18 protein-coding genes and 2 pseudogenes are annotated in these 26,353 nt (G+C 60.7%); 11 read left to right on the top strand and 9 right to left on the bottom strand.

Translation table 11 applies throughout. The annotated features are described in order from the left end of the window. Nucleotides 1-86 precede the first annotated feature (86 nt). The 5 genes and pseudogenes from O3W47_RS19060 to O3W47_RS19080 all read left to right on the top strand — a co-directional run bounded on the left by O3W47_RS19060 (nucleotide 87) and on the right by O3W47_RS19080 (nucleotide 6,966). Nucleotides 87-638: a LemA family protein gene (locus tag O3W47_RS19060; protein ID WP_269314377.1), complete on the top strand. Its 552-nt coding sequence runs from the start codon at nucleotides 87-89 to the stop codon at nucleotides 636-638. A gap of 87 nt (nucleotides 639-725) precedes the next feature. Next, on the top strand, nucleotides 726-2,003 hold the full coding sequence (locus O3W47_RS19065) for a 3-phosphoshikimate 1-carboxyvinyltransferase (RefSeq protein WP_269314378.1): 1,278 nt from the start codon (nucleotides 726-728) through the stop codon (nucleotides 2,001-2,003). Nucleotides 2,004-2,024: 21 nt separating this feature from the next. Continuing rightward, nucleotides 2,025-3,962 (top strand): DUF2207 domain-containing protein, encoded by a 1,938-nt coding sequence (locus O3W47_RS19070; protein WP_269314379.1) that lies wholly within the window; start codon nucleotides 2,025-2,027, stop codon nucleotides 3,960-3,962. 125 nt (nucleotides 3,963-4,087) lie between these two features. After that, the gene (glyS, locus tag O3W47_RS19075; protein ID WP_269314380.1) at nucleotides 4,088-6,241 is read left to right on the top strand and encodes a glycine--tRNA ligase subunit beta; all 2,154 of its coding nucleotides are present in this window, start codon (nucleotides 4,088-4,090) and stop codon (nucleotides 6,239-6,241) included. A gap of 229 nt (nucleotides 6,242-6,470) precedes the next feature. Then, nucleotides 6,471-6,966: pseudogene (locus O3W47_RS19080) on the top strand (DUF523 domain-containing protein). On the opposite strand, the gene O3W47_RS19085 reads toward O3W47_RS19080, so the two are convergent. The 4 genes from O3W47_RS19085 to purD form a co-directional block, all read right to left on the bottom strand. Then, nucleotides 6,925-7,107 (bottom strand): hypothetical protein, encoded by a 183-nt coding sequence (locus O3W47_RS19085; RefSeq protein WP_269314889.1) that lies wholly within the window; start codon nucleotides 7,105-7,107, stop codon nucleotides 6,925-6,927. The pseudogene O3W47_RS19080 and the gene O3W47_RS19085 overlap by 42 nt on opposite strands. 18 nt (nucleotides 7,108-7,125) lie before the next feature. Beyond that, nucleotides 7,126-8,949: a methyl-accepting chemotaxis protein gene (locus tag O3W47_RS19090; RefSeq protein ID WP_269314381.1), complete on the bottom strand. Its 1,824-nt coding sequence runs from the start codon at nucleotides 8,947-8,949 to the stop codon at nucleotides 7,126-7,128. 326 nt (nucleotides 8,950-9,275) lie between these two features. Beyond that, nucleotides 9,276-9,785 (bottom strand): plant virulence effector HPE1-like domain-containing protein, encoded by a 510-nt coding sequence (locus O3W47_RS19095; RefSeq protein ID WP_137452338.1) that lies wholly within the window; start codon nucleotides 9,783-9,785, stop codon nucleotides 9,276-9,278. Between the two features lie 157 nt (nucleotides 9,786-9,942). Beyond that, nucleotides 9,943-11,214, bottom strand: a complete 1,272-nt coding sequence (gene purD, locus O3W47_RS19100; RefSeq protein WP_137452337.1) for a phosphoribosylamine--glycine ligase — start codon at nucleotides 11,212-11,214, stop codon at nucleotides 9,943-9,945. A gap of 213 nt (nucleotides 11,215-11,427) precedes the next feature. Here purD and O3W47_RS19105 point away from each other — a divergent pair. The 4 genes and pseudogenes from O3W47_RS19105 (at nucleotide 11,428) to ubiA (ending at nucleotide 17,304) form a co-directional block, all read left to right on the top strand. After that, nucleotides 11,428-13,745, top strand: a pseudogene (locus tag O3W47_RS19105) (Tex family protein). A 168-nt stretch (nucleotides 13,746-13,913) separates the two neighbouring features. After that, nucleotides 13,914-15,170 carry an SAM-dependent methyltransferase gene (locus tag O3W47_RS19110; protein WP_269314382.1) on the top strand — a complete coding sequence of 419 codons (1,257 nt, stop codon included), beginning with the start codon at nucleotides 13,914-13,916 and terminating at the stop codon, nucleotides 15,168-15,170. A 258-nt stretch (nucleotides 15,171-15,428) separates the two neighbouring features. After that, nucleotides 15,429-16,229, top strand: coding sequence for a MipA/OmpV family protein (locus tag O3W47_RS19115; RefSeq protein WP_031234593.1), 801 nt, complete (start codon nucleotides 15,429-15,431; stop codon nucleotides 16,227-16,229). Nucleotides 16,230-16,350: 121 nt separating this feature from the next. Then, nucleotides 16,351-17,304 carry a 4-hydroxybenzoate octaprenyltransferase gene (gene ubiA, locus O3W47_RS19120; RefSeq protein ID WP_269314383.1) on the top strand — a complete coding sequence of 318 codons (954 nt, stop codon included), beginning with the start codon at nucleotides 16,351-16,353 and terminating at the stop codon, nucleotides 17,302-17,304. 78 nt (nucleotides 17,305-17,382) lie between these two features. Here ubiA and O3W47_RS19125 read toward each other — a convergent pair whose 3' ends face one another. Next, the gene (locus tag O3W47_RS19125) at nucleotides 17,383-17,949 is read right to left on the bottom strand and encodes a DUF6101 family protein (RefSeq protein ID WP_003503226.1); all 567 of its coding nucleotides are present in this window, start codon (nucleotides 17,947-17,949) and stop codon (nucleotides 17,383-17,385) included. A 366-nt stretch (nucleotides 17,950-18,315) separates the two neighbouring features. On the opposite strand from O3W47_RS19125, the gene O3W47_RS19130 reads away from it, so the two are divergent. After that, nucleotides 18,316-20,754 (top strand): DUF1217 domain-containing protein, encoded by a 2,439-nt coding sequence (locus O3W47_RS19130; protein ID WP_269314384.1) that lies wholly within the window; start codon nucleotides 18,316-18,318, stop codon nucleotides 20,752-20,754. A gap of 107 nt (nucleotides 20,755-20,861) precedes the next feature. Here the strand turns inward: O3W47_RS19130 and O3W47_RS19135 are convergent, their stop codons facing one another. Beyond that, the gene (locus O3W47_RS19135; RefSeq protein ID WP_080817741.1) at nucleotides 20,862-21,812 is read right to left on the bottom strand and encodes a LysR substrate-binding domain-containing protein; all 951 of its coding nucleotides are present in this window, start codon (nucleotides 21,810-21,812) and stop codon (nucleotides 20,862-20,864) included. A 203-nt stretch (nucleotides 21,813-22,015) separates the two neighbouring features. Here O3W47_RS19135 and O3W47_RS19140 point away from each other — a divergent pair, with 203 nt between their 5' ends. Next, nucleotides 22,016-22,309 carry a DUF1127 domain-containing protein gene (locus tag O3W47_RS19140; protein WP_127756322.1) on the top strand — a complete coding sequence of 98 codons (294 nt, stop codon included), beginning with the start codon at nucleotides 22,016-22,018 and terminating at the stop codon, nucleotides 22,307-22,309. A 212-nt stretch (nucleotides 22,310-22,521) separates the two neighbouring features. On the opposite strand, the gene O3W47_RS19145 is transcribed toward O3W47_RS19140, so the two are convergent. The 3 genes from O3W47_RS19145 to O3W47_RS19155 all read right to left on the bottom strand — a co-directional run bounded on the left by O3W47_RS19145 (nucleotide 22,522) and on the right by O3W47_RS19155 (nucleotide 26,274). Continuing rightward, a complete protein-coding gene (locus tag O3W47_RS19145) occupies nucleotides 22,522-23,895 on the bottom strand; it encodes a glutamate--cysteine ligase (protein WP_127756321.1) in 1,374 nt (457 codons plus the stop codon). A 118-nt stretch (nucleotides 23,896-24,013) separates the two neighbouring features. Continuing rightward, nucleotides 24,014-24,751 carry a 16S rRNA (uracil(1498)-N(3))-methyltransferase gene (locus O3W47_RS19150; RefSeq protein ID WP_269314385.1) on the bottom strand — a complete coding sequence of 246 codons (738 nt, stop codon included), beginning with the start codon at nucleotides 24,749-24,751 and terminating at the stop codon, nucleotides 24,014-24,016. A 17-nt stretch (nucleotides 24,752-24,768) separates the two neighbouring features. Next, nucleotides 24,769-26,274, bottom strand: a complete 1,506-nt coding sequence (locus O3W47_RS19155) for an inorganic phosphate transporter (protein WP_080817734.1) — start codon at nucleotides 26,272-26,274, stop codon at nucleotides 24,769-24,771. Nucleotides 26,275-26,353 lie beyond the last annotated feature (79 nt).

Below are 26,353 nucleotides of genomic sequence, written 5' to 3' on the forward strand. Positions count from 1 at the left end.
CAAAAACCGACAGAATGAGCGAAGCCTCATGACTTTGCGGCGATGAGCGGCTATCGTGCGCGCATCGAAGCTGGGAATCGCAATTCATGTTCATCACGCTGGCAATCATCGCGGCAATCGCGCTTTATGTCGTCTTCATCTATAACGGCCTCGTCAAGGCGCGGCAGATGAAGGAAGAGGCGTGGTCGGGCATCGACGTGCAGCTGAAACGCCGCGCCGATCTCATCCCCAACCTCATCGAGACCGTGAAGGGTTACGCGGTGCATGAAAAGAGCACCTTCGAGGAGGTGATCGCCATGCGCAACCGGGCGCAGGCTGTGCCGGCGGGCGATGTCGAGGGTCGCGCTCAGGCGGAAGGGCTGCTGTCGCAGGCGCTCGGTAAGCTTTTCGCGCTTGCCGAAGCCTATCCCGATCTCAAGGCCAATACGAATTTTCTGGAATTGCAGCGCTCGCTCGAAACCATCGAAGGCGAGCTCCAGATGTCGCGCCGTTATTACAATGGCGCTGCCCGCGATCTCAACGTCAAGGTGGAAAGCTTTCCATCCAATCTGGTCGCAGGCCAGTTCGGCTTCGCCAAGGCGCCCTATTTCGAGATCGAGAACCCGGCCGACCGCGCCGTGCCGACAGTGAAATTCTAAGGGCACTGTTCCCCCGGCGGCTTAAGACCTCCCGTTCAAATTCCGATAATCCGGCTCTTCGCCGCATTCTTTGACAAGACGACAATCATGATCGAACTGACCATCACCCCGCCCGACCATCCGCTTTCCGGCAAGGTCGAGCCGCCCGGCTCCAAATCCATCACCAACCGCGCGCTTCTGCTCGCCGGCCTTGCCAAAGGCAAAAGCCGTCTGACCGGTGCGCTGAAGAGCGACGACACGCTTTATATGGCCGAAGCCCTGCGCGAGATGGGCGTCAAGGTAACCGAGCCTGATGCCACCACCTTCGTGGTGGAAGGCACGGGCGTTTTGCAACAGCCGGAAAAGCCGCTTTTCCTCGGCAATGCCGGCACCGCCACGCGCTTCCTCACCGCCGCTGCCGCACTTGTCGATGGCGCGGTCATCATCGATGGTGACGAGCATATGCGCAAACGCCCGATCATGCCGCTGGTGGAAGCCCTGCGCTCCCTCGGTGTCGAGGCGGAAGCGCCGACCGGCTGCCCGCCCGTCACCGTCTGCGGCAAGGGCACAGGGTTCCCGAAGGGCAGCGTCACCATCGACGCCAACCTTTCCAGCCAATATGTGTCCGCACTTCTGATGGCGGCCGCCTGCGGCGACAAGCCGGTCGATATCATCCTCAAGGGCGAGGAAATCGGCGCGAAGGGCTATATCGACCTCACCACATCGGCCATGGAAGCCTTCGGTGCGAAGATTGAGCGGGTCAGCAACGCCATCTGGCGCGTGCATCCGACGGGCTATACGGCGACTGATTTCCACATCGAACCGGATGCTTCCGCCGCCACCTATCTCTGGGGTGCGGAACTGCTGACCGGCGGCGCAATCGATATCGGCACGCCCGCCGATAAATTCACCCAGCCGGATGCCAAGGCCTACGACGTCATGGCCAAGTTTCCGCACCTGCCCGCCGAAATCGACGGTTCGCAGATGCAGGACGCCATTCCGACCATCGCGGTCCTCGCTGCCTTCAACGAGACGCCGGTGCGTTTCGTCGGCATCGCCAATCTGCGCGTCAAGGAATGCGACCGTATCCGTGCCGTCTCGCTCGGCCTCAACGAAATCCGCAATGGTCTGGCGCATGAAGAGGGCGACGACCTGATCGTGCATTCCGATCCGGCTCTTGCGGGCCAGACGGTCAAGGCCTCAATCGATACTTTTGCCGACCACCGCATCGCGATGAGCTTTGCGCTGGCAGCGCTGAAGGTCGGCGGCATTGCCATCCAGAATCCGGCCTGCGTCGGCAAGACCTATCCCGGTTACTGGAAGGCGCTCGCTTCGCTCGGCGTCGACTATACCGAAAAGGAAAGCGCTGCCGAGCCGCAGCACTGAGCCATTGAGGAGGGACCGCCCGTGAAGACCATCGCCGCAAGACTTCTCGCGCTGTTCGTCTTCCTGGGCGCGGCCTTCCCGGCCTTCGCGGAGGAATTCATCCGCTCCTACCATTCCGTCGTCGAGGTGGCGGCGGATGGCAAGCTGGCGGTGACGGAAACCATCACCGCGCGCGCGGAAGGGCAGAACATCAAGCGCGGCATCTTCCGCGATTTCCCGCTTTATGCGCTCGATGCGAATAACCGCCGTACCAAGGTGGATTTCAACGTCGTTTCGGTGGAGCGCGATGGCGCGCCGGAAAACTGGCGCACCGAGAATATCGATGGCGGCATCCGCATCTATACCGGCAGCGCCAACCGGTTTCTGCCGACCGGCGAGCATATCTTCCAGATCACCTACACCACCGCCCGGCAAATCCGCTATTTCAGCGATTACGACGAGCTGACCTGGAATGTCACCGGCAATGGCTGGCAATTCCCGATGGGCGAGATTTCCGCGACCATCACTTTGCCGCAGGGTGTCAGGGCCACCGACACCGCCGTCTTCACCGGTCCTCTGGGTGCGAAGGGCAAGGATGCGCGCATTCTGAACGAAGGCAACGAGGTGTTCTTCGCCTCCACCCGCCCGTTTATGGTTGGCGAGGGCATGACGGTCGCCGTCAAGCTGCCCAAGGGCGCGATTGCCGCGCCTGACACCTCGCAGGAGGCGGGCTGGTGGCTGCGGGATAATCTCGCCATTCTGCTTTCGGGTGGCGGGCTTTTCGCCGTGCTGCTTTATTACCTGCGGGCCTGGTTCGCCGTCGGCCGCGATCCGGCGAAGGGCGTGGTCGTGCCGCGCTGGGATGCGCCGGAGGGGCTTTCGCCGGCTCTGGTCAACTATGTCGATAACAGGGGTTTTTCGGGCGCCGGCTGGACGGCGCTTTCTGCCTCGGCCCTTGATCTTGCGGTGAAGGGTTATGTCGTTCTGGAGGATTTGAAGAACGCCATCGTCATTCGCCGTACCGAAAAGGCAACCGCTGTCGATCTGCCGACCGGCCAGAAGACGCTGCTTGCCTCCATCGGCGGTCCGGGCGAGACTTTGACCATCGACAAGGCCCATGGGGCGGAGGTGGAAAAGGTCGGAAAACAGTTCCGCGCGGCGATAGAGAAAGAACATCGCGGCAAATATTACCGCAGCAATGCCGGTTATACCGTCTTCGGCATCTTCCTCAGCATCGCCCTCATCGTCGCGACGTTGATCTTCGGCGATCTGGATGAAAGCGCCATTGCCGCCGTGCTGGTCTTTGGCTTTTTCGCCTTCTTCTTCAGCATCCTGTCGATCGGCATCGGCCGGCAATTCTCCCGCGGCGCGCCGCTGCGCAAGCGCATTGGCGGCATCGTCATGCTGGCTTTTGCCGGTTTCGTGGCATTTTCCGCCATTGGCGGCATTGCCACACAAATCCTGCTGGATGTGACGCATGACACCAAGTCGCTGGCACTGGCGGCGATTGGCGGCATCGTGCTCACCAATGCGCTGTTCCTGTTCCTGATGGGCGCGCCGACGCCGCTCGGCCGCAAGCTGATGGATGGCATTGAAGGCCTCCGAACCTATCTGACGCTGGCGGAAAAAGACCGGATGAACATGGCCGGCGCGCCCGCCATGTCGCCGCAGCATTTCGAGACATTGCTGCCCTATGCCGTGGCGCTCGGCGTCGAAAAACCGTGGAGCCGCACCTTCGAGGCCTGGCTTGCAACGGCCGCTGCCGGTGCCGCTGCTGCAAGTTATGCGCCCGGCTGGTATGCGGGCAGCAATTACGGCAGCTTTGGCGACAGGATCGGCGGCTTTTCCACCTCCATGGCCAATACCATTGCCTCCACCATTCCCCAGCCCGTCAGTTCTTCCGGCTCCAGCTTTTCGGGCGGTGGCGGCGGCGGTTTTTCCGGCTCCGGTGGCGGCGGCGGTGGCGGCGGCGGCTGGTAACGCCCGCCGGCGGTAATTTAACCGAATGCCTTGGTGACTTTTGCCGCGTTGCTTGCTAAGCCGACCTGTCGTTTTTCACGGCATACATCGTCCGACAAAAGATACAAAGATAAAGTCCTGATCCCATGCCCGATCTTCTGCTTGAACTTCGCTCCGAGGAAATCCCCGCCCGCATGCAGCGCAAGGCGGCGGGCGATCTGAAGAAACTCGTCACCGATGCCTTGGTGGAGAGAGGGCTGACCTATGAGGGCGCGCGCGAATATTGGACGCCGCGCCGCCTGACGCTGGATATTCGCGGCCTCAACGCCCGCTCCGCCGATGTGCGTGAGGAAAAGAAGGGCCCGCGCACCGACGCCAATGAAAAGGCCATCGAGGGCTTTCTGCGCGGCGCCGGCCTCAACGACATTTCGGAAGCGCAGGTCGTTTCCGACCCGAAGAAGGGCGATTTCTACGTCGCCGTCATCAACAAGCCCGGCCGCCCGGCGGAAGAGATCATCGCCGAGGTGATGCCCGGCATCATCCGCTCCTTCCCCTGGCCGAAATCCATGCGCTCCGGCCCGGCCTCCATGCCGAAGGGTTCCAGCTATGCCGGTATCGAAGGCAAGGGCTCGGAAAGCCTGCGCTGGGTGCGGCCGCTGCAATCCATCGTCTGCCTGTTCGGCCCCGAACATGACGAAACCCAGGTCATTCCTTTCGTGATTGACGGCATCGTCGCCGGCAACGTCACCTATGGCCACCGTTTCCATGCGCCGGGCCCGATTACCGTGCGCCGTTTCGAGGATTATGTCTCGAGCCTCGAAAAGGCGAAGGTCATTCTCAATGCCGAGCGCCGCAAGGATATCATCCTGCACGACGCCAAGGATCTCGCTTTCGCTAACGGTCTCGAACTGGTGGAAGATGAAGGCCTGCTGGAAGAAGTCTCCGGCCTCGTCGAATGGCCGCAGGTGTTGATGGGCACCTTCGAGGAAGATTACCTGCAGATCCCGGCGGAAATCATCCGCCTCACCATCAAAACCAACCAGAAATGTTTCGTCACCCGCAATCAGGGTGCGGAAGAAGGTCTTTCCAACCGTTTCATCCTGATCTCGAACATCGAGGCAAGCGATGGCGGCAAGGAAATCATCCATGGCAATGGCAAGGTCGTTCGCGCCCGCCTGTCGGATGCCCGCCACTTCTGGAACCGCGATCAGGGCGATCTGCCCGACCTGGAAACGCTGAAAGATTCGGCTGCGAAATTCGGCCTCGATCTCAAGAAGCCGCTCGACCAGCGCATGGCCAAGCTCGATGCGCTCAATGTCACCTTCCATGCCAAGCTCGGCACACAGGGTGAGCGCGTGGCCCGTATTCGCGAACTGGCGAAGGCGCTGGCCCCGGTTGTGGGCGCCGATGCCGATCTGGTGGACCGCGCCGTGGTGCTGGCCAAGGCCGACCTGCGCACCGAAGCCGTCGGTGAATTCCCAGAGCTTCAGGGCCTGATGGGCCGTAAATATGCGACGCTGCAGGGCGAAAACGAAAGTGTGGCCGCCGCCATCGAAGATCATTACAAGCCGCAGGGCCCCTCCGACCGCCTGCCGGCCGACAAGGTGGCGATCACGGTCGCTCTGGCCGACAAGCTCGATACACTCGTCGGTTTCTGGGCCATCGACGAGAAGCCGACAGGTTCGAAGGATCCCTTCGCGCTGCGCCGTGCGGCGCTGGGCGTGGTGCGCATTCTGCTTGAGAAAAACGTGCGGCTTCCATTGCTGAGCGTTGCGAAGGACCCGGACCTTCTATCCTTCTTCCATGATCGCCTGAAGGTCTATCTGCGCGATCTCGGCGCGCGTTACGATCTGATCGACGCCGTCCTGACGCCGGAATCCGACGATCTGTTGATGATCGCCCGCCGTGTCGAGGCGCTCACCGCCTTCATCACCGGCGAAGATGGCCGCAACCTTCTGGCAGGCGCCAAGCGCGCCACCCAGCTTCTGGCTGCCGAGGAAAAGAAGGGTACCGTGGTCGCCGATGGCGTTTCGGAAGAGCTGCTGAAGCTCGATGCCGAAAAGGCGCTTTATGCGGCGATCAAGACGGCTTCTGCCGACGCTGCGAAGGCCGTTGCGGGTGAGGATTTCCGCTCCGCCATGCAGGCGCTGTCGACGCTGCGCGCGCCTGTCGATAAGTTCTTCGAGGATGTGCTTGTCAATGACGAGGATGCAGCCATCCGTGCCAACCGTCTGGCGCTGCTGAAGGCCATCCGCGAAGCGACTGGAACGGTTGCGGATTTCTCGAAGATCACGGGGTGAGGGGCGTTGGGGTAGCCGTACATGTCAGTGTGCGCGGTTCACCCCCCTCTGTCCTGCCGGACATCTCCCCTCAAGGGGGAGATCGAATTGTGGCAGCCTCTCGATCACCTCTAGTGTCGCGAATTTTTGCGGGGAGCCTTCCTCTTGCCGATCTCCCCCTTGAGGGGGAGATGCCCGGCAGGGCAGAGGGGGGTATTTTCGGCTTCCACGCTTGCCGGGATCGTTTTAGATTGATCGACATGCCCCCAAAATCCTCATCAGCGCCTGCCTCCTCGGCCAACCTGTCCGTTACGACGGCAGAGGCAAACCCTTCTCGCACCCGGCGATAGACCGCTGGCGGCAGGAGGGCATGCTGGTGACGATCTGTCCGGAGATGGCGGGAGGCATGCCCGTGCCGCGCCCGCCGGCGGAAATCGAAAATGGCGCCTCCGGTCTCGATGTGCTGGAGGGCCGCGCCCGCGTGCTGGAAGTGACCGGCGGCGACGTCACGGCGCAATTTATCGCCCGGCGCGGAAAGGGCGCTGGCCTTCGCCAGGGCCAGTGGCTGCACATACGCGCTTCTGATCGACGGTAGCCCGTCCTGTGGGTCGGTTGCGATCTATGACGGTTCGTTTTCTGGCGTTAAACACGCGGGCAATGGGGTTACGGCGGCACTGCTTGAAAAAGCCGGCATCGCCGTATTTTCACCTGCCGATATCGACCGGCTGGATGCGCTGACCCGTTAGAGTTTTTTCGCTTTTCTTCGAATCGCGAAAACACTCTAACTCTTTGTTTTGGCGCATTTCCGGACGGAAAACCGGGGTCCACTTTTCCTGGAAATGCTCTAAAAGAAAAGCGCCGGAGTTTCCCCCGGCGCCTGTATTCATCGATAGCTCTCGGGCGCATCACCCCGCCATGCGCATCTCATGCGCCATCGCATGCAGCTGGTGGCCGGAAGAGACGCGGAAACCGCGGATGAGGTTCAGCAGTTCCTCGGTGTCGACGGCCAGCGCTTCCGCCGAAGCGGTGGTTTCTTCCGCCATCGCCGCATTGTGCTGGGTGGCGACATCGAGTTGGTTGAGCGACGAGGAGATCGAGCGCAATGTCGTATCCTGTTCGGCGGCCGAATGGGCGATCTTGCTGACGATTTCGTTGGCGGATTTGATCTGGTCCGAAATCCGTTTCAGCGCATCGCCGGCCTCGCCGACAAGGCGCACGCCGTTTTCCACCTGGGCGGAAGAGCGGGCGATCTGGTCCTTGATCTCCTTGGCGGCGGCCGCGGATTTCTGCGCCAGTTCGCGCACTTCCTGCGCCACCACGGCGAAACCCTTGCCGGCCTCACCCGCACGCGCCGCTTCCACACCGGCATTCAGCGCCAGAAGGTTGGTCTGGAAGGCGATGTCGTCGATCACGCCGATGATGTTGGAAATCTGGTCGGAAGACTGTTCGATACCACTCATCGCGGTAATCGCTTCTTCCACCACCCGGTCGCTGCGGATGGCTTCGGAGCTGACGGTGGTGACGCGCTTGGCGGCGTCGGCCGCCCCTTCCGCCGTCTGGCGCACCGCAACCGTCAATTCATCGAGCGCGGCCGAGGTTTCTTCCAGATTGGCAGCCTGCCGTTCGGTGCGCTGCGAAAGCTCGTTGGAGGCCTTGCGGATTTCCTCCTTGGAGCCACCGATGTCGATGCTCTTGGAGTTCACCTTGGCCATGGCGGCGTCGAGATGGATCAGGGCCTCGTTGAAATTGTCGCGCAGCGCCGCATAGCGATTGCCGAGATCGCCGCAACGCACGGTCAGATCGCCGCCCGCCAGCTTTTCCAGCGCCTCGCCGATGGTGGTGACGACACGCGCCTGCAACTCCGCCTCGTCGCGCTGCATGTCGAGATTGTTCTGGCGCTCCGCATTGAGCTGCCGCTGCTGTTCTTCCTCACGGCGCTGCATGGCATGGCGCTCGCGCACCTTGTCCTGAAGCGAGGCGGTGGCCTTCGCCATCATGCCCACCTCGTTGGTCAGGCCGGTATGTGGAATGGCGAGCGAGACGTTTTCATTGGCCACTTCACCAAGCGCACGGTGAATATCGCCAAGCGGCTTCGAGATACCACGGATGACGTAGAAGGCTGCGGCAAGCGCCAGCACGAAGATCAGCGCGCCGATCGACAGCGCCTTCATCACATCGCCGCGAACCTGCGCGTTCAGATCATCGATGTAAACGCCGGTCACGACGACCACCTGCCAGGGCTCAAAGGCAAGGGCATAGGAGCTCTTGGCGTAGTCATTGCCTTCCATGCCGGGCTTCGGACCGTAAAAATCCGTCTGGCCGCCGCCGTTGCGGCCAAGCCGCACCAGCTCGTCACGATAGGCGAAACCCTTGCTGTCCGGCTTGCCCTTGAAGCTTTCGCCAACGCGCTTGGCGTCGGGATGGAACTTCATCGTCACGTCGTAGTCGTAACCAAACAGATAGCCGTCCGGCGTGAAGCGCATGGCGCTGACGGTGGCGTAAGCCTGTTTCATGGCCTCGTCGCGCGAAAGCGTTCCGGCCTTTTCCTTGTCGTGGAAGGATTGCAAGATGGAGATCGCCGATTGCACCTGCGTCCGCAGCATGCCGTAGCGTTCCTCATAGATCGCGTCGGTGGCGGATTTCAGCTGGTAAAACGTCGCCACGGCGAAGGCGGCCATCAGGGCCACCACGAGAACGATCAACTGGCGGGAAATGGAAAGGTTCTTCATGGGCGCTCACAAGCGTTTGGGATCGCGCGCCTGAAAACGCCGCGCGGTACCGATGTTTCGGAGAAGGGAGAGGCGCATGATGCGCGATAAAAGGGCCCAAAAGCGCGTGTCCGCGCCGTGGCCTCATTCTGTGCTGCATCGCACTATAGACGCACTTAGCGGCTAAAAATTTGAATAAATATTTAATTAGCGAAAGCTTTATCAGGCCCGACAGGCAGAATAAGCGGGAGAAAAAGCAACATTCCCCGCATGGTTGCGGCGCCATTTCCGGAATGCAGCGATGACGCGATTATTTGACCTTCGTCATGAAATGCGTCATCGGCCGGTCAATTGCCGCGCAATTGGAAATCCGGGAACTGGGGGGCATCGATCACCGAGGCGCTGGCCGGTTCGGCTGCGTTTTCGGTGGAAATTTCCTTGACGGCTGCCGTGGTCGTCGTCACGTCGATGCCGGCCGATGTCGAAACCGTCTCAGCGGGATGTGCCACGGGTTCTGCGTCGTCATAGGTCGCGATGGCCGTGCTCGGGGTTTCCGCCATCCATGCGGGATTGGTGCTGACGAAGGTGACGGGCGCGCCGCCAAGCCAGGCTTCGGTGCGCAGCAGGGTGCGCTTGCCGTCGACTTCGCGCATTTCCGTGTGCTGCGTGCCCGGCTCAATGGAGGGAACGGCATAACCCTGCGCCACGGCTTTGCCCTTCATGGGCTTGCAGTCCGCGCAATCGCGACGAATGAAGCTGCCGTTGGCGACATGCACGCCGTTTATATATTCGATGGAAGACGCCATCGCCGACCCGCCGGTCAGCGCGACAATCGCTGTCAGAAAAAGACGACGCATCGAAAAACCCCCGAAATGACGGCGCGGCCTCGTGATCGAGACACGGTGCGCCATTCAATGTTCCGGCAAGTATTACCGATGTTTCGTTTCCATCGGGTCAGCAAACTTGGTAAAAATTGAACGAAATATTCGCGTCCAATCCCGTTTGCCTTAAGGATCAGGCCTTTTCTCGGGCGACGGCCTGCCAGCCGATATCGCGGCGGCAGAAGCCGTTTTCCCACTCCACCTTGTCGGCCAACGCATAGGCGCGGGACTGCGCTTCCGTGACGGTCTTTCCAAGGGCGGTAACGTTCAGCACGCGTCCGCCCGTCGCCACCAGCCCGCCGTCCTTCAGCGCGGTTCCGGCATGGAACACCTTCGCCTCTTCGCTGGCCTCGGGAATATGGGCGATCGGCGTGTTCTTGTTGTAAGCGCCGGGATAACCCTTCGAGGCGAGAACGACAGTCAGCGCCGCATCGTCGCGCCATTCCGCCTCAACCTTGTCCAGCGTGCCGGTGGCGGTGGCATAGAGGATCGGCAGCAGATCGCTTTTCAGGCGCATCATCAGCACTTGGCATTCGGGATCGCCGAAACGCACGTTATATTCGATGAGTTCAGGGCCCTTGGCGGTAATCATCAACCCGGCGAAGAACACGCCGGAGAAGGGATTGCCATCCTTGGCCATGCCCGAAATCGTCGGCTCGATGATCTCCTTCATGGTGCGCTCCACCATGGCCGATGTCATGACAGGGGCGGGGGAATAGGCACCCATGCCGCCGGTATTCGGACCGGTATCGCCATCGCCGACGCGCTTGTGATCCTGCGCGGTGGCGAGCGCCAGCGCGGTCTTGCCATCGGAAAGGCAGAAGAAGCTCGCTTCCTCGCCGTCGAGAAAGGCCTCCACCACCACTTCGGCGCCGGCCGCGCCGAAAGCGCCGTCGAAGCAGTCGTCAATCGCGGCAAGCGCTTCCGCTTCCGTCATGGCCACGGTCACGCCCTTGCCGGCGGCAAGCCCGTCCGCCTTGATGACGATGGGTGCGCCCTGCGCACGAACATAGTCCTTGGCCGGCTCTGCGGATTTGAAACGCTGGTAAGCGCCGGTCGGAATATCGTAGCGCGCGCAGAGATCCTTGGTGAAGCCCTTGGAACCCTCAAGCTGGGCGGCGGCTTTCGAGGGGCCGAAAGTGGCGATGCCGGCGGCACGCAGGTCATCCGCAAGACCGGCAACCAGCGGCGCTTCCGGGCCGACCACGACGAAGTCGATTGCCTTTTCCTTCGCAAAGGCGATGACGGCTGCGTGGTCTTCCACATCAAGCGCCACCAGCGTCGCATGGTCGGCGATGCCGGGATTGCCAGGGGCGGCATAAAGCTCATCGAGCAGGGGAGACTGGGCAATTTTCCACGCCAGCGCATGTTCGCGTCCGCCGGAACCGATCAACAGAACTTTCATGGTCAATACCCCTGCAAATTCGCCAGTAACCTTGTGTCAGGGGCGTTAAGGGCAGGGGGGCGAAAGGTCAAGGAGAAAGCGCCGCAAATGCCCGTCTTTCCCTTGAACGCCGCCTTTCCTGTGGAATCGTTGCCGCCTCTTGTTGTCACGCCACAATCAGACATTATGTTCGCCGCTCCAGACGTGAAAGCAGAGAACCCCCAAGAGTCCCCTATGACCGCAGACAATGCCCGCCTCGCCTCGCTCATCGCCACCGAAATCAACGCCCGCGCCGATCAGGTAAAGGCGGCGGTGGCCCTGCTGGACGAGGGTGCGACCGTTCCCTTCATCGCCCGTTACCGCAAGGAAGTGACGGGAGGGCTGGACGACACCCAGCTTCGCACGCTTTCGGAACGTCTCGTTTATCTGCGCGAACTCAATGCGCGGCGCGCCTCCATTGTCGATTCCATCACCGGTCAGGGCAAGATGACCGATGAATTGATGGTCAAGATCATGCAGGCGGGCACCAAGGCGGAGCTGGAAGATCTCTACCTGCCCTACAAGCCGAAGCGCCGCACCCGCGCGGAAATCGCCCGCGAACGCGGTCTCGGCCCGCTGGCAGATGCCATCTGGGAAAACCGCGCCGCCGATCCGGCGAAGCTGGCGGAAGCTTATGTTCAGGGCGAGGTGGCCGATGTGAAGGCGGCACTGGAGGGCGCTCGCGACATCGTGGCGGAAACCATGACGGAAAATGCCGATCTTCTCGGCCGCCTGCGCGATTACATGCGCCAGAACGCCACCTTCCGCGCCAAGGTCGTGGATGGCAAGCAGGCATCGGGTGAGAAATTCTCCGACTATTTCGATCATTTCGAGCGCTGGGCGACGGTGCCGGGCCACCGGGCGCTGGCCATGCTGCGCGGCTGGAACGAGGAAGTGCTGACGCTGACAATCGATGTCGATGCGGACGATCCCTCACCGGTCAAGCCCGCACAGCGCACCATCGCCGCCGCCTTCGATATCCGCAATGCCGGCCCCGCCGATCAATGGCTGATGGAAGTGGCTGGCTGGACGTGGCGGGTGAAGCTTTCCATGTCGCTCTCGCTCGATCTGATGCGCGAATTGCGCGAGCGCGCCGAAGAAGAGGCGATCCATGTTTTCGCCCGCAATCTCAAGGATCTGCTGCTGGCAGCCCCTGCCGGCTCCCGCGCCACCATGGGGCTCGATCCGGGCATCCGCACCGGCGTCAAGGTGGCTGTGGTGGATGGCACCGGCAAATTGCTTGATACCACGACGGTCTATCCCTTCCCGCCTAAGAACGATGTGCGCGGCACGCAGGCGGAACTTGCTGTCCTCATCCGCAAGCACAATGTTGAGCTGATCGCTATCGGCAATGGCACCGGCAGCCGCGAGACGGAAAAGCTGGTCGCCGATCTTCTGGCGCAGATGCCGGCTTCGGGGCAAAGCCCACCAAGGTCATCGTCTCGGAGGCGGGCGCTTCGGTCTATTCCGCCTCGGAACGGGCCGCCGCCGAATTCCCCAATCTCGATGTCTCGCTGCGCGGCGCGGTCTCCATCGCCCGCCGCCTTCAGGATCCGCTGGCGGAACTGGTGAAGATCGAGCCGAAATCCATCGGTGTCGGCCAGTACCAGCATGACGTCGATCAGGGCCGTCTCAGCCGTTCGCTCGATGCTGTCGTGGAAGATGCGGTGAACGCCGTCGGCGTCGATCTCAATACCGCCTCTTCGCCGCTTCTGGCGCGGGTGTCCGGTCTTGGCAGTTCGATTGCCGATGCCATCGTCGCCCATCGCGACCAGACCGGCCCCTTCGCCAGCCGCAAGGAATTGCTGAAGGTGCCGCGCCTCGGCCAGCGCACCTTCGAGCAATGCGCCGGCTTCCTGCGCATCCCGAACGGCAAGGAGCCGCTGGATGCTTCCTCGGTTCACCCGGAAGCCTATGGCGTGGCGAAGAAGATCGTCGCCGCCTGCGGCCGCGATCTGCGCTCGCTGATGGGCGACAGCGCCGCGTTGAAGGCGCTCGATCCGAAGAAGTTCATCGATGAGCAATTCGGCCTGCCGACCGTAAAAGACATCATCGCCGAACTGGAAAAGCCCGGCCGCGACCCGCGCCCGAGCTTCAAGACCGCGACCTTCGCCGAGGGTGTGGACGAGATCACCGATCTGAAACCGGGAATGCTGCTGGAAGGCACCGTCACCAATGTCGCCGCCTTCGGCGCTTTCGTGGATATCGGCGTGCATCAGGACGGGCTGGTGCATGTCTCGCAGCTCGCCGACCGTTTCGTGAAAGACCCGCATGAGGTCGTCAAGGCGGGCGATGTGGTCAAGGTGCGGGTCGTGGAAGTGGATGTGAAGCGCAAGCGCATCGGTCTCACCATGCGCAAGGATGGCGGCGAGGCAGCGCCGCAGCCGATGCGCGAGAAGGGCAATGCCAGCGCCATGCGGCATGCGACAGCCAAGCCGAAAGAGCGCAACGAGGGGTCGCAAACCGGTGGTGCGCTGGCCGCCGCTCTGGCTGAAGCCATGAAGCGACGCTGACCTGCGGTTGAAATGATTTTTTACCAAAAAGCCCCGCCATATACCCTGGAGGGGCTTTTTGCTTGATGAAATCGTTCAATTTTTTTGAAATAAGACTATCTTGAAACTTGTGCCGAAAGGAATACGGTCAGGAAAATTGATAAGTGAGACTTAGCAATTGGGGGTGCCATGGCGTCGTCTCTGCATGTTCTTCTCGAAAAGATAATCAAGACCGGTGATCTCACCGTCAACAGCCCGGGCGGCAGCCGCACATTCGGCAACGGCGCGGGAAAAAAGGTGGTTCTGAACTTCACCGACGAAGCCGCCATGCAGGAGATCGCCGCTGATCCGGCGCTGAAGCTGGCTGAAATGTATATGGAAGGCCGGGCGAAGGTCGCGGAAGGCGACATCTACGATTTTCTGGCGCTGGTCAAAGGCAATACGCTAAGCGAGGCCCTGTCCTTCGGCATGATCTGGCGCGGCATGGCGCGCATCATCGCCGCCCGCATCAAGATGCATCTGCCGGTCAACCACAACAAGAGCAACGTTGCCCATCATTACGATCTGAGCGCCAAGCTGTTCGATCTCTTCCTCGATGAGGACTGGCAATATTCCTGCGCCTATTTCAATCCGCCCGGCATCAGCCTCTATGAAGCGCAGGTTGCCAAAAAACGGCACATTGCCGCCAAGCTGAGGACCGAGCCGGGTCAGAGCGTGCTGGAAATCGGCTCCGGCTGGGGCGGCATGGCGATGTATATTGCCGAAAGCGCCGGTGCGGATGTGACCGGCATCACGCTCAGCGAAGAACAGCTGCGCGTTTCCCGCGACCGCGCCGCCAAACGGGGCCTTGCGGCCAATGTCCGTTTCGAATTGCAGGACTACCGCTACCTGCCGGCTTCGAAAAAATACGATCGCATCGTCTCCGTCGGCATGTTCGAACATGTCGGGCCGACCCATTATCGCGATTATTTCGACAAGGTGGCGGAGGTGCTGGACGACAGGGGTGTGATGGTGCTGCATTCCATCGGCCAGCCCTATCCGGCGCTCGCGACCAATCCCTTCATCGAAAAATATATTTTCCCCGGCGGTTATATTCCCTCGCTTGCCGAGGTGCTGCCGGCCATCGAAAAATCGCGGCTGCTGGTGAAGGATATCGAAATCCTGCCCATGCATTATGCCCATACGCTTCGCCACTGGCGCGAACGTTTCGTGGCGCGCAGGGCCGAAGCGGTGGCGCTTTATGACGAACGCTTCTTCCGCATGTGGGAGTTTTATCTGGCGGGTTCGGAAATGGCCTTTACCCACGAAAACTTCCACATTTTCCAGATTCAGATCGCCAAGGATCGCGATGCCGTGCCGCATAGTCGCGACTACATTGCGCGGAACGAGGCGAAGCTGCTGGAATTCGAAAAGACGCGCGCGCCGCTGGAGAAGGTGACATTCTGACCACGGCCGAATGACGAACGTTTCCGCACACGCGGCGTCATCCTCGGGCTTTCTTGTCCGAGGATCTATCCACGTTGCGTAAAGTCCTTCGGTCGCAGATGCTCGGGACAGGCCCGAGCATGACGGAGGTGAGGTTTTGAGGCCTTATCGCCACCCTCCGCAGGAGGCGAATTTCAACCCGCGCTGGTTAATGAAATGGAAAGACAATCCCTCTAATTCTACGGACACCTGTCTGTATTGCGTTTCTGGGGTTCTTTCATGTTCAAGCCATCAGCGGCAGCCGCCGCCTGTGTCCTGTCGCTTTTTGCCGTGGGCAATGCCCATGCAGAAGGCTGGTTTTCCGGCGACTGGTATCTGAAGCTCGGCGGCGCGGGTTTCACCGCACCGAAATATCAGGGCGACAACAAGAATGAATTCGGCTTCTCGCCCATCATTTCGCTCGGCCGCCAGGGCCAGGGCGCGCGTTTCACCTCGCGTAACGACAGCGCCTCGATTTCGCTTCTGGACAACGGCCCGATCAGCATGGGTCTTGCCGGAAAGCTGGTGTCCCCGCGCGACGAGGGCGACTCGTCCGATCTGAAGGGCATGACCCGCATCAAGCGCGGCGGCGAGCTCGGCGGTTTCGCCGAGGCCTATCCGACCGACTGGCTGCGCGTTCGCGGCGAAGTCCGTCAGGGCATTCGCAGCCATAGCGGCGTGGTCGGCGATGTTGCCGTCGATGCCTTCACCGATATCGCCCCCGGCATCCAGATTTCCGCCGGTCCGCGCGCGACATGGGTGAGCAGCAAATACAATGAGCGTTATTACGGCGTAAGTGCCGCACAGACGGCTGCCGGCGCGCCATCGCCCTATAGCCCGGGCGGCGGCCTGCATTCCGCCGGCATCGGCGCCGCCATCACCTGGAAAGTCACCGAAAACGCCGAGGTCGGCTCGTTTGCGGAATATCGCCGCCTGACCGGTGACGCCGCCGACAGTTCGCTGGTGCGCGAACGCGGCTCGAAGAACCAGTTCATCATCGGCGTTCAGGCGAGCTACAAGTTCAATTTCTCGCTGCCCTGATAAATAGCGGCGATACGGTCCTGCAAAGCCCCGTGGCGAAACCGCTGCGGGGCTTTTCCGCGTGTGCGGCCGGGTGCTGAAATCCATTCCGATTTTCCCGCCGATGCTGTAGAACCATCCCATGGTTCACCACAGCGATTTTTCAGATCGCGTCTCCGACGCGCCATCCAATAACTGGGTCTATCGGATTTTGCCGAGGCCCCTCTGGCCCTATGCGCAGCTGGCACGGTGGGATCGCCCCATCGGCTGGCAATTGCTGATGTGGCCATGTTTCTGGTCCGCAGCCCTTGCGGCAAATGTCGCGATGACGAGCGGCGGCTTTTCCTGGGCGACGCTGATCTGGCATCTGGTGCTGTTCTTCGTCGGATCGGTGGCGATGCGCGGCGCGGGTTGCACCTATAATGATCTGGCCGACCACAAGATCGACATGGCCGTGGCGCGCACCCGTTCGCGGCCGCTGCCTTCCGGCCGCGTGAGCCGGTCGCAGGCCAAGTTCTTCATCGTCCTGCAGGCGCTAGCGGGGCTTGTCGTGCTCCTGCAGTTCAACAGTTTCGCAATCGCCACCGGCATATTCTCGCTGATCTTCGTGGCGATCTATCCCTTCGCCAAGCGCTTCACCAACTGGCCGCAATTTTTCCTCGGCCTTGCCTTTTCCTGGGGTGCGCCGATGGGCTGGGCGGGACAGTTCGGATCGATCGCCTGGCCGGCTGTCCTGCTTTATGTCGGCTCCATCGCCTGGACGATCGGTTATGATACAATCTACGCCCATCAGGACAAGGAAGACGACACCGCCGTGGGCATCGGTTCAACCGCCCTGCTGTTTGGTGAGAACACACATCGCTGGCTGGTTTTCCTTTATGGCACAGCCCTTGTCATGATGTTCCTGTCGTTCTGGGTCGCGGGTGTTAACGTCATTGCCTATAGTGGCCTTGCCGCTGCGGCCATCATGCTGTTCCGGCAGGTCTGGGTGCTCGATATCGATGATGTCGATCAGTGCCTCGTGCTGTTCAAATCCAACAACCGCGTCGGCGTGCTGATTTTCGCGGGCCTCATCCTGCCGCTCCTGCTGGCGTAAGCCTGCGAAAACACGGAATGAAAAAGCCCGGCCGCGTCATCCGCGCCGGGCTTTTTTGATTTGTCTGGCTGAAGATTATCAGCTGCGGGCGATGATTTCCTTGCCCTCGATCTTCATGCTCATGCCCAGCGAACCGGTGGAGCGGCGAACGAGGAAGCGCGGGCGACGCTCCGCGAAATAGGAATGGCGGCGGCGCGGGCGGGTATTCTGGGTGCGCACCTTGCCGAGATGTTCTTCCAGCGGACGGGCGACGCCATCGGCTTCCACCATCAGCATGGGAATACGGTAGGCCTCGGACCAGCTGCGCCAGTCGGCGGCGATGTCGCAGAGATCGTGGGCAACGAGAAGCGGAACGCAGAGGTCCGGATCGTCGTGGTGCAGCTCCAGCGTCACCGTTACCTGTCCATCGCCATGGTCGATGGCACGGGCGGCAACGCCCTTGAAGGCACGGGCTGGCAAAGCGAAGGACAAAGGCAGGCCGGAAGAGGACAGAACCTTTCTCAGAACGGCGCCCCGTTCATCGAGAGTGACGGCGACATCGGTCGCGCCATTGCCTTTTCCATAGGTGACCTGTTGCGGAAAACGTGCCGGGTCGAGTCTGAGAGTGGCGACGGCCCAGTCGGGCTTCAGAACGGTCTTGGTCATGTTTATTCTACCCTTGTTTTACCTGAGAGCCGGTTTCCGGTCTTCTCATCGGGACTTTTCGTCCTCTGATGTCGGGAGAATATCCGCCGCATGTTCGAGACTGCTTAAAAATCGCGGTTAAGAAAACTTTGCATTCCCAAATGGTTAGCAAAACACACTGTGGCATGGTTTCGCTTAGGTAAAAGAGATCGGGACAATGCGGTTTTTATCCCGGACGAAATTGTGCTCTTTCAAGCTCCGGGCAAGGCGTCTCCCGCATAGTCAGGCAAAGGCTTGCCGTGCGTCCCGATGGAGGCGCGATGGGTGGATTGAAAACCGGAGCATTCGGCGTCTGAAGCGACGCGCGGGTCTCCAGGGGGCATTCGGATGGTATCGACTTATCTCAGCTACGACCTCATCAACCGCGATATGAAGGCAAGCCTGTCGCGTGTGTCGCAGCAGGGGCTCATCGAGCGGCAGACGACATATTACAAGGAAAACATCGGCAATGTGAAAAGCGTCGATGAGTTCCTCGACGATTACCAGCTCTATTCCTATGCCATGGATGCCTTCGGTCTCGGCGAGATGACCTATGCCAAGGCCTTCATGAAAAAGGTGCTGGAAAGCGATCTGAACGACCAGAACAGCTTCGCCAACAAGCTCACCGATGAGCGGTATAGGGAATTCGCGGCAGCCTTCAACTTCACCACATCGACGAAGACCGTTCAGACGGAAGCGCAGCTCGACAAGATGATCGGGCTTTACGATACGTCGATAACCGATCTCGATGACAGCCTCGCGGAAGAGACCCGTTATTACAAGGCGATTGTCGGCACGGTGACCAATGTCGACCAGCTGCTGCGCAACGACCGCACCCGCGCCTATATCTTTCAGGTCTTCGGCATCGATGAGAAGACCTATTCCTATGCCCATATCAAGGGATTGATGACGAGCGACATCAACGATCCCGACAGCTACATCAACCAGAAATACGGCACGGCCTATAATGACGCGGTCGAAAAACTGACGATGAAGGGCAATATCGAACTGCACGCGCAGGTCACCGCCCGGATTACCGCAATCGACACCGAACTCGCCGGCACCGGTTTGACGGCGGAGGAGCGCACGCAACTGGAGGCGGAAAAAGTGACGCGCCAGGACCAGCTGACGCAGCTTGAGGCGGTGTTGCCGCCACAGGATGAGTGGGAAGCGAAGCTCGCCGCCATCAAGGCCGAGCAGACGACGCTCACCAGCACCGTCACGCAATATAACAAGATGGCGCAGCTCGCCACCGCCTTCGAGTTCAAGAACGACGGCACGGTGACCGCCGGTCAGGCGCAGACGGCGGATAATCTAAAGGCCCTGACGGATGCCTATATCGGCAGCGCCCCGCGCGTGACGCCAACCGTCGCCACACTGAACCGGGATTATTTCGAATCGAAGATCGGTTCGATCAAGACCGTAACGGAACTGACCTCGGATACCCGGCTTCTCAACTATATCAGGACCGCATTCGACCTTAACGACCTCACAGTCGTCACGGCAACGATCCAGAATATCCTGACCAGCGATCTGAGCGATCCGAACAACTACATCGCGACCGTCGGCAAGAACGACAAGCGTTATATCGCCTTGAGAAATGCCTTCAATTTCCAGACCGACGGAACGCTGGCAGACGGCACGACACCCCAGACGACGGCACAGACCGCGACCACCACCAGCGGTTATATGACCTATTATAACGACAAGGATGACGCCGCCGACGAGAAGGCGCTGAAGCTGTTCAAGAGCGATATAGCCAGCGTCACATCCGTCAAGGATTTCATCGACAGCAGCGCGGTCTATACCTATGCGCTGAAAGCCGTCGGCCTCGATCCGACCAAGGTGAATTCCGCCGATATCCGCAAGGTCCTCACCAGCGATCTGCAGGATAAAAAGAGCTTCGTCTACACGCTCAAAGACGAGCGTTATGTCAAGCTGGCGGAGCTGTTCAACTTCGCCTCCGATGGTAGCGTCGGTACACCGGTTCTGGCGCAGTCGGAAATCGAGATGCAGACCATGTCGGCCGACTACATCAAGAAAAAATCGGCGTTCGGCACGGAAAAGGACAAGGAAACGGCGACGAAGGAATCGGAATATTTCACGGCCGAGATGCAGAAGATCAAAACGCTCAAGGAATTCCTGAGCAATGATCGCCTGACGAAGTTCGCGATGGAGTCGCTCGGCATCGATCCCGAAAGCGTGACCAAGGAACAGCTCGAAAAGGCCTTCACCTCGAAGCTCGATGACAAGGACAGCTACGTCAACAAGGAGATGGACCCGGTCTTCCGCCGCCTCGTCACCGCCTTCAATTTCAATACCGACGGCACGCTTCTTCACGAGGACCGCAGCCTGATCCAGACGCGGCGCGGCCTTTACGAGACGCTGGACAATTATCTCACCCAGACGCTGGAAACGCAGGCGGGCGAAGAAAATGCCGGTGTGCGCCTGGCGCTCTATTTCAAGCGCATGGCGGCCGGAACGACGTCCTATTACTCGATCCTCGCCGACACGGCGCTCCAGAGCTTCATCAACACCACCTTCGGGATTCCGGACGAACTCGCCAATGCCGAGGTCGATACGCAGGTGACGATGATGAAGAAATATTTCGACATCGAGGACTTTCAGGATCCGGAAAAGGTCAAGAAGCTGGTCGCCCGTTTCACCATCATGTACGACAATCAGCAGAACACCACCGATCCGATCATGACGCTCTTCAACGGCAGCGGTTCGGTGGGCATAAGCGCCGATACGCTGCTGGCGGTTGCCACGCTGCGCGCGCGGTAACAGAGAAAGCGCGGAGGAGCGACGGGAGGATCTGGGTTAGACGGCTTGCGGCCGATGACAAAGCCTCCCGCATACGCGACGCCATCCCTGGGATTTATACTATCCTCTTACCACCCCGGCAGCATGTGCCCGGCGCGCAGGCGCGGCATCTTGGGGTAGGTCTTCACATCGCTGTCCATTTCGTCGGCAACGCTCATCGGCGAGATATTGTCGAGGCAGGCGGTTATGTGATCGGTGATGGCGTTCACCAGCGAGGGGGAGAGGCCCGGCCGTTTCATAAGGCCGATCTGCACCGGCGGCAGGGGCGGGAAGCCGTCCGCGGCGGTCAGAACCTTCATGCCGGTGCGCAGCGCCGATTCCGGCAGCACCGAGACGGCCATGCCCGCCAGTACGGCGGCGGCGACCACGGTGGAAGACCAGCTCGTGAACAGAACCTGATAATCCCGCCCATCGGCATCGAGCGCCGAACAGGCAAGCTGGCGCCAGTGGCAATCGCGCCGCCCGACGGCGAGCGGCACGGGTGCATCGTCCTTCAGCGGATGATTGGCGGAGGCGACCCAGCAGAGCGGTTCGGTGCGCACCACATCCGAGGAGCGCGCGCGCGGATTATGGGTGACGAGCGCGATATCCAGCTCGCCGCGCGCCATTTTTTCGGCAAGGCTGACCGAAGGTTCACAGACGATATAAAGCTCGACATTGGGATGGGTCTTGGCGAAGCGCCCGATGATCTCCGGCATGTAGCGGTCGGCATAGTCATCGGGCGTGCCGATGCGCAGCGTGCCTTCCAGCCGGTTGTCGTCGAAGGCGGCGATCGCCTCATTATTGAGGCGGATAATGCGGCGGGCGTAATTCATCAGCTTTTCGCCCTCCGCCGTCAGGCGGTTGCCACGCCCGTCCTTGGCGAAAAGCTGCTTGCCGATCCGTTCTTCCAGCCGTCGCATCTGCATGGAAACGGCGGATTGCGTCTTGAAAACGCGGTCTGCGGCCTTGGTGAAGCTGCCCGTATCGACGATGGCGATGAAGGTATGCAGCTGGTCTATGTCGAGAGGTGCGGACATGGATGGCCATCCATCAGAATGATTGATGTCTCACATTAGAAACATTCGTTGGACTGATCAATAGTCTTGCGACATTTTGACACCCAGCAAATCAATATCAACCCCGGGCCGGCGAAACGTCAGGCCCCCAACCCGAGGCAGCTTCTCGCGCGTGGTGCGCCGGGGGCGGTGCCGCATCGTGCCGTTACGAAAGGATAAGTGTCATGCGCACGGCAGAACGGAGAATGGAACTGGAACTCGCAACCTCGCGGCAGAACGATACGCTTCGTCGTGTCGCTGTCCTCTTTGCTTTCCGCGTCAAAACGTTCTTGCAGCGCATCTACAATCGTATCGTGGCCAATGGCCTCACGGAACTCGATGACCGCCTTCTGGCCGATATCGGTCTGGCGCGCTCGGATGTGAGGGATGCGCTCAATACCGGCCTGCTCGAGGATCCGACCGCCCATCTGACCCGCGCCGCACGCAACCGCGCGGTGACCCGGTTCAAGACCGTTTAAAGCATTTCCAGGAAAAACGGGCCCCGGTTTTCCGTCCGGAAATGCACCAAAACGTTCCAGAATGTTCGGGCAATTCCGGCAGACCTCCAGCCGCCGGAATTGCCTTCGAACGGAAAAGTTTTCCCCGCAGGGTGATTTGCCAATAGCCCTGCCTTTGCCCGGTGTCAGGCCCCTCGGCCGCGCCGGGCTTTTTTAATGGCGTCGCAATTTTCTCAATACTGATATTCTTCGAATACCGGCAGCACGGAGCCGCCCCAGCGACCGTTGTAAAGCGCAAGCAGGTCTTCGGCGAGCGTAGTCTTCTTGGCCAGAACTTCATCCAGCGACGACAGGAACACGGTTTCGTCCTGCCCTTCGCCGTTCAGGCGCTTGCGGTTTTTGAGGCCGGTGCGGGAAATGTCGAGCACCTCGCGGGCGAGACCGAGAAGCGGCTTGCCGGCGATCTCGGCGGAAAGACCCCTGGCCGGAACGGCATCGCGAAGGGCGATGACCTCATCGAAACTCCAGCCGGCGGTCAGCGCATCGGCAGCGGTCAGCGCCTCGTCATCGTAAAGAAGGCCGACCCAGAAAGCGGGAAGGGCGCAGATGCGCCTCCACGGGCCGCCATCCGCACCGCGCATTTCCAGAAAGCGCTTCAGGCGCACGTCGGGGAACAGGGTGGAAAGATGGTTCGTCCAATCGCCCATGGTCGGCTGCCAGTCGGCGATTTCACCCTTCAGCGCACCGTTCATGAACTGGCGGAAAGTGACATGGGTGCAATCATGATATTTGCCGTCGCGCACGATGAAATACATCGGCACGTCGAGCGCCCATTCCACATAGTCCTTGAAGCCGAAATCATCGCTGAAGGTGAAGGGCAGCACGCCCGAGCGGCGGTTGTCGGTGTCGCGCCAGATATCGCCGCGCCAGGAAAGAAGACCGTTCGGCTTGCCTTCGGTGAAGGGCGAGGAGGCGAAGAGCGCTGTCGCCAGCGATTGCAGCTTCATGGAAACGCGCATCTTCCGGCGCATGTCCGCTTCGGAGGAGAAATCGAGATTAACCTGAATGGTGCAGGTGCGGTACATCATGTCGAGCCCCTTGGTCCCGACCTTCGGCATATAGCGCGTCATGATCGCGTAACGCGATTTCGGCATGCGCGGCGTTTCGTCGTAGCTCCACAGCGGGCTGCCGCCAATGCCGAGGAAACGGATGCCCATCGGCTCAGCCACTTCGCGCAGCGTCGCCAGATGCTGGTTGGATTCCTTGCAGGTCTGGTGCAGGTTTTCGAGCGGCGCGCCCGATAACTCGAACTGGCCGCCCGGCTCGATGGAGATGGCACCCATGCCGTGCTGCTCGCCAAGGCCGATGATGTTTCCGCCGTCCATGATCGGCTCCCAGCCGAGCTTTTCCTGCATGCCCTTCAAAAGCGCTGAAATGCTGGCTTCGCCGAAATAGGGAACGGGACTGTTATCCTCGCGGAAAAACGCGAATTTTTCATGTTCGGTGCCGATGCGGAAGTCGGCTTCAGCTTTGCAACCGCCCGCCAGATAATCTGTAAGCTCCGTGACGGAGGAGAGGGGGGTCTGGTCGGTCGTGTCGCGTGCCATGGCTTACCTTGTTATGACGTCTCTGTTGCGGCGAGGCATATGATTGGCAGATAGGGCCGGATCGTATCCGGAGGCAAATGAATTTCTTTTAAAGATGCATCAAGCGCAATGGGGCCATTCAATTCCAGTCGCCGATCGCCGCCTGAATGACCGCGAGCGCGGCGACGGCGGCCGTATCGGCCCTCAGGATACGCGGCCCCAGCGGAATGGGGGTAACGAAGGCAAGGCCGCGCAGAAGCTCCCTTTCTTCCTCGGAAAACCCGCCTTCCGGGCCGACCAGCAGGGCAAGTTTGCGCTCCGTGACGGCTTGCAGGATCGGCAGCGGATTTTGCCCCGCATCGCCCTCGTCGCAATAGATGATGCGCCGGTCGTGGGGCCAGCTCTCGAGCATGTCCTTCAGTTTCACCGGCTCGGCCACCTCGGGCAGAGACAGTATGCCGCACTGCTCGGCGGCTTCGATGGCGTTGGCGCGCAGTTTTTCGGTATTGTGGATCTTGCCCTGAACATGCTGCGTCATCACCGGCTGCAACAGGCCGGCGCCCATCTCCACCGCCTTCTGCACCAGATAATCCATGCGCCCGACTTTCAGCGGCGCGAAAAGATAATGCAGGTCCGGGGTGTTCGGCTGGGGCCGTGTCTGCTCGAGGGGGACGAGCACGATCTTCTTGCGGCTCGGAAAGGCAAGTTTCGCTTTCCATTCGCCGTCGCGACCGTTGAACAGCAGAATTTCCGCACCGTCGGTCATGCGCAGCACATTGGCGAGATAGTTGAACTGCTCGGCTGTCGCCTCCTGCGCGACGCCTTCGGCAAGGCTGGCTTCGATATACAGGCGTTGCATCCGGAAATTGGCGCGCATGGGATTCTGTTTCAGGTTCAGAGAAAGAGGGAGGACATGAGCCAGTAGAGCAGCGCCGCAAGCGTTGCGCTGGAAGGAACGGTGACCAGCCAGGCGGCGATGATCGTCATGAAGTGCGAGCGGCGGACGAGATAACGGCGGCGTATCTCGGAAGGATTGTCGGCATATCTTTCAGACCGGCGGGGCCTGCCGTCACCAGCCTGAACGAGCTCCTGCCGCCGCCGCGACGATTGGGTGTACCATTCGCGGAAGAAACCGACGCCGAACACTGCACCGATTGCCGTGTGGGTGGTGCTGACCGGCAGGCCGAAGCGTGAGGCAACGAGCACGGTGAGCGCCGTGGCCACGGAAACGCAGAAGGCGCGCATCGGATTGAGTTTGGTGATCTGCTCACCGACGAGGCGGATGAGGCGCGGGCCATAAAGAAGAATACCGCAGGAAAGCCCGAAGGCGCCGACCAGCATTACCCACATCGGTGCACGGGCGGAGGTGCTCACCGCCTCGTCATGCAGGGCCCGCACGATGGCCACGACGGGCCCGATGGCGTTCGAAACGTCATTCGCCCCATGAGCGAAGGACATCAGGCCGGCGGCGAGAACCAGCGGCCACTGGAACAGGATTCGAAGCGACTGGTTGCGGTTTTCCAATCCTTCCGATTGTTTGCGGATGATCGGCACGCAGAGCCGCCAGACCACGAGCCCGGTCACCAGCCCGGTGAGGCTGGCATGGCCAAGCGACACATGCATCAGCTGCCGCAATCCGACCCAGATGAGATAGGCCATGAAGACGCCCGCCATCAAACCGATGAGAACCGGAACCCACAGCCGGGCGGAGGTGAGCTTGTCCTCGCGGTAAATGATGAATTCCTTGATGAAAGCAAGGATGGCGACGGCGATGATGGCGCTGATGAAGGGCGCCAGTACCCATGCGAAGGCAATGCTGCCGAGCGAAAACCAGTCGACCGCCTTCGCCCCATAGGCGGCCATTCCCGCGCCCGCAACCCCGCCCACCACCGTATGGGTGGTGGAAATCGGCGCTCTCGTCCAGGTCGAGATATTGACGAGAAGGCCGGCGGCGAGAAGCGCCGAGAGCATCGCCCATGAAAAGGCGGTCCTGTCGGGAATGGTCTCGATGTTGATGATGCCGCTGGAAATGGTCTCGACGACGTTGCCGCCGGTGATCAGCGCGCCGGCAATCTCGCAGATGGCGGCGATGATGAGGGCGGCGGCAAGCGGCATGGCCTTGGCCCCAACCGCCGGGCCGACATTGTTCGTGACGTCGTTCGCGCCGATATTGATCGCCATATAGGCGCCGATGGCGACGGCGGCGATGATGATGACCGAGCCCGCGGTGCCGGTGACGAAGACGCCGGCGAAGATGGCCGCCAGGACAACGAACATGAACCCCGCGCCAAGGCCGGCAAGCTGCTGCGTGACATGCAGCGTCGCCTCTTCGACACGGGTAATTTTGTCGAGATCCTTGTCGAGCGTCGGTTTCATATTCGATGGCGGCTTGATTGCCATTCAGACCTCGTTTGCCAGCATTCCCTTTCGTCCGGCAGTGTCGCAGGTTGAAGGCAATTTTACAGAAAGACTGTTACAT

It is taken from the genome of Agrobacterium sp. LMR679, assembly GCF_027157905.1.
GTDB classification, from domain to species: Bacteria; Pseudomonadota; Alphaproteobacteria; order Rhizobiales; family Rhizobiaceae; genus Agrobacterium; species Agrobacterium leguminum.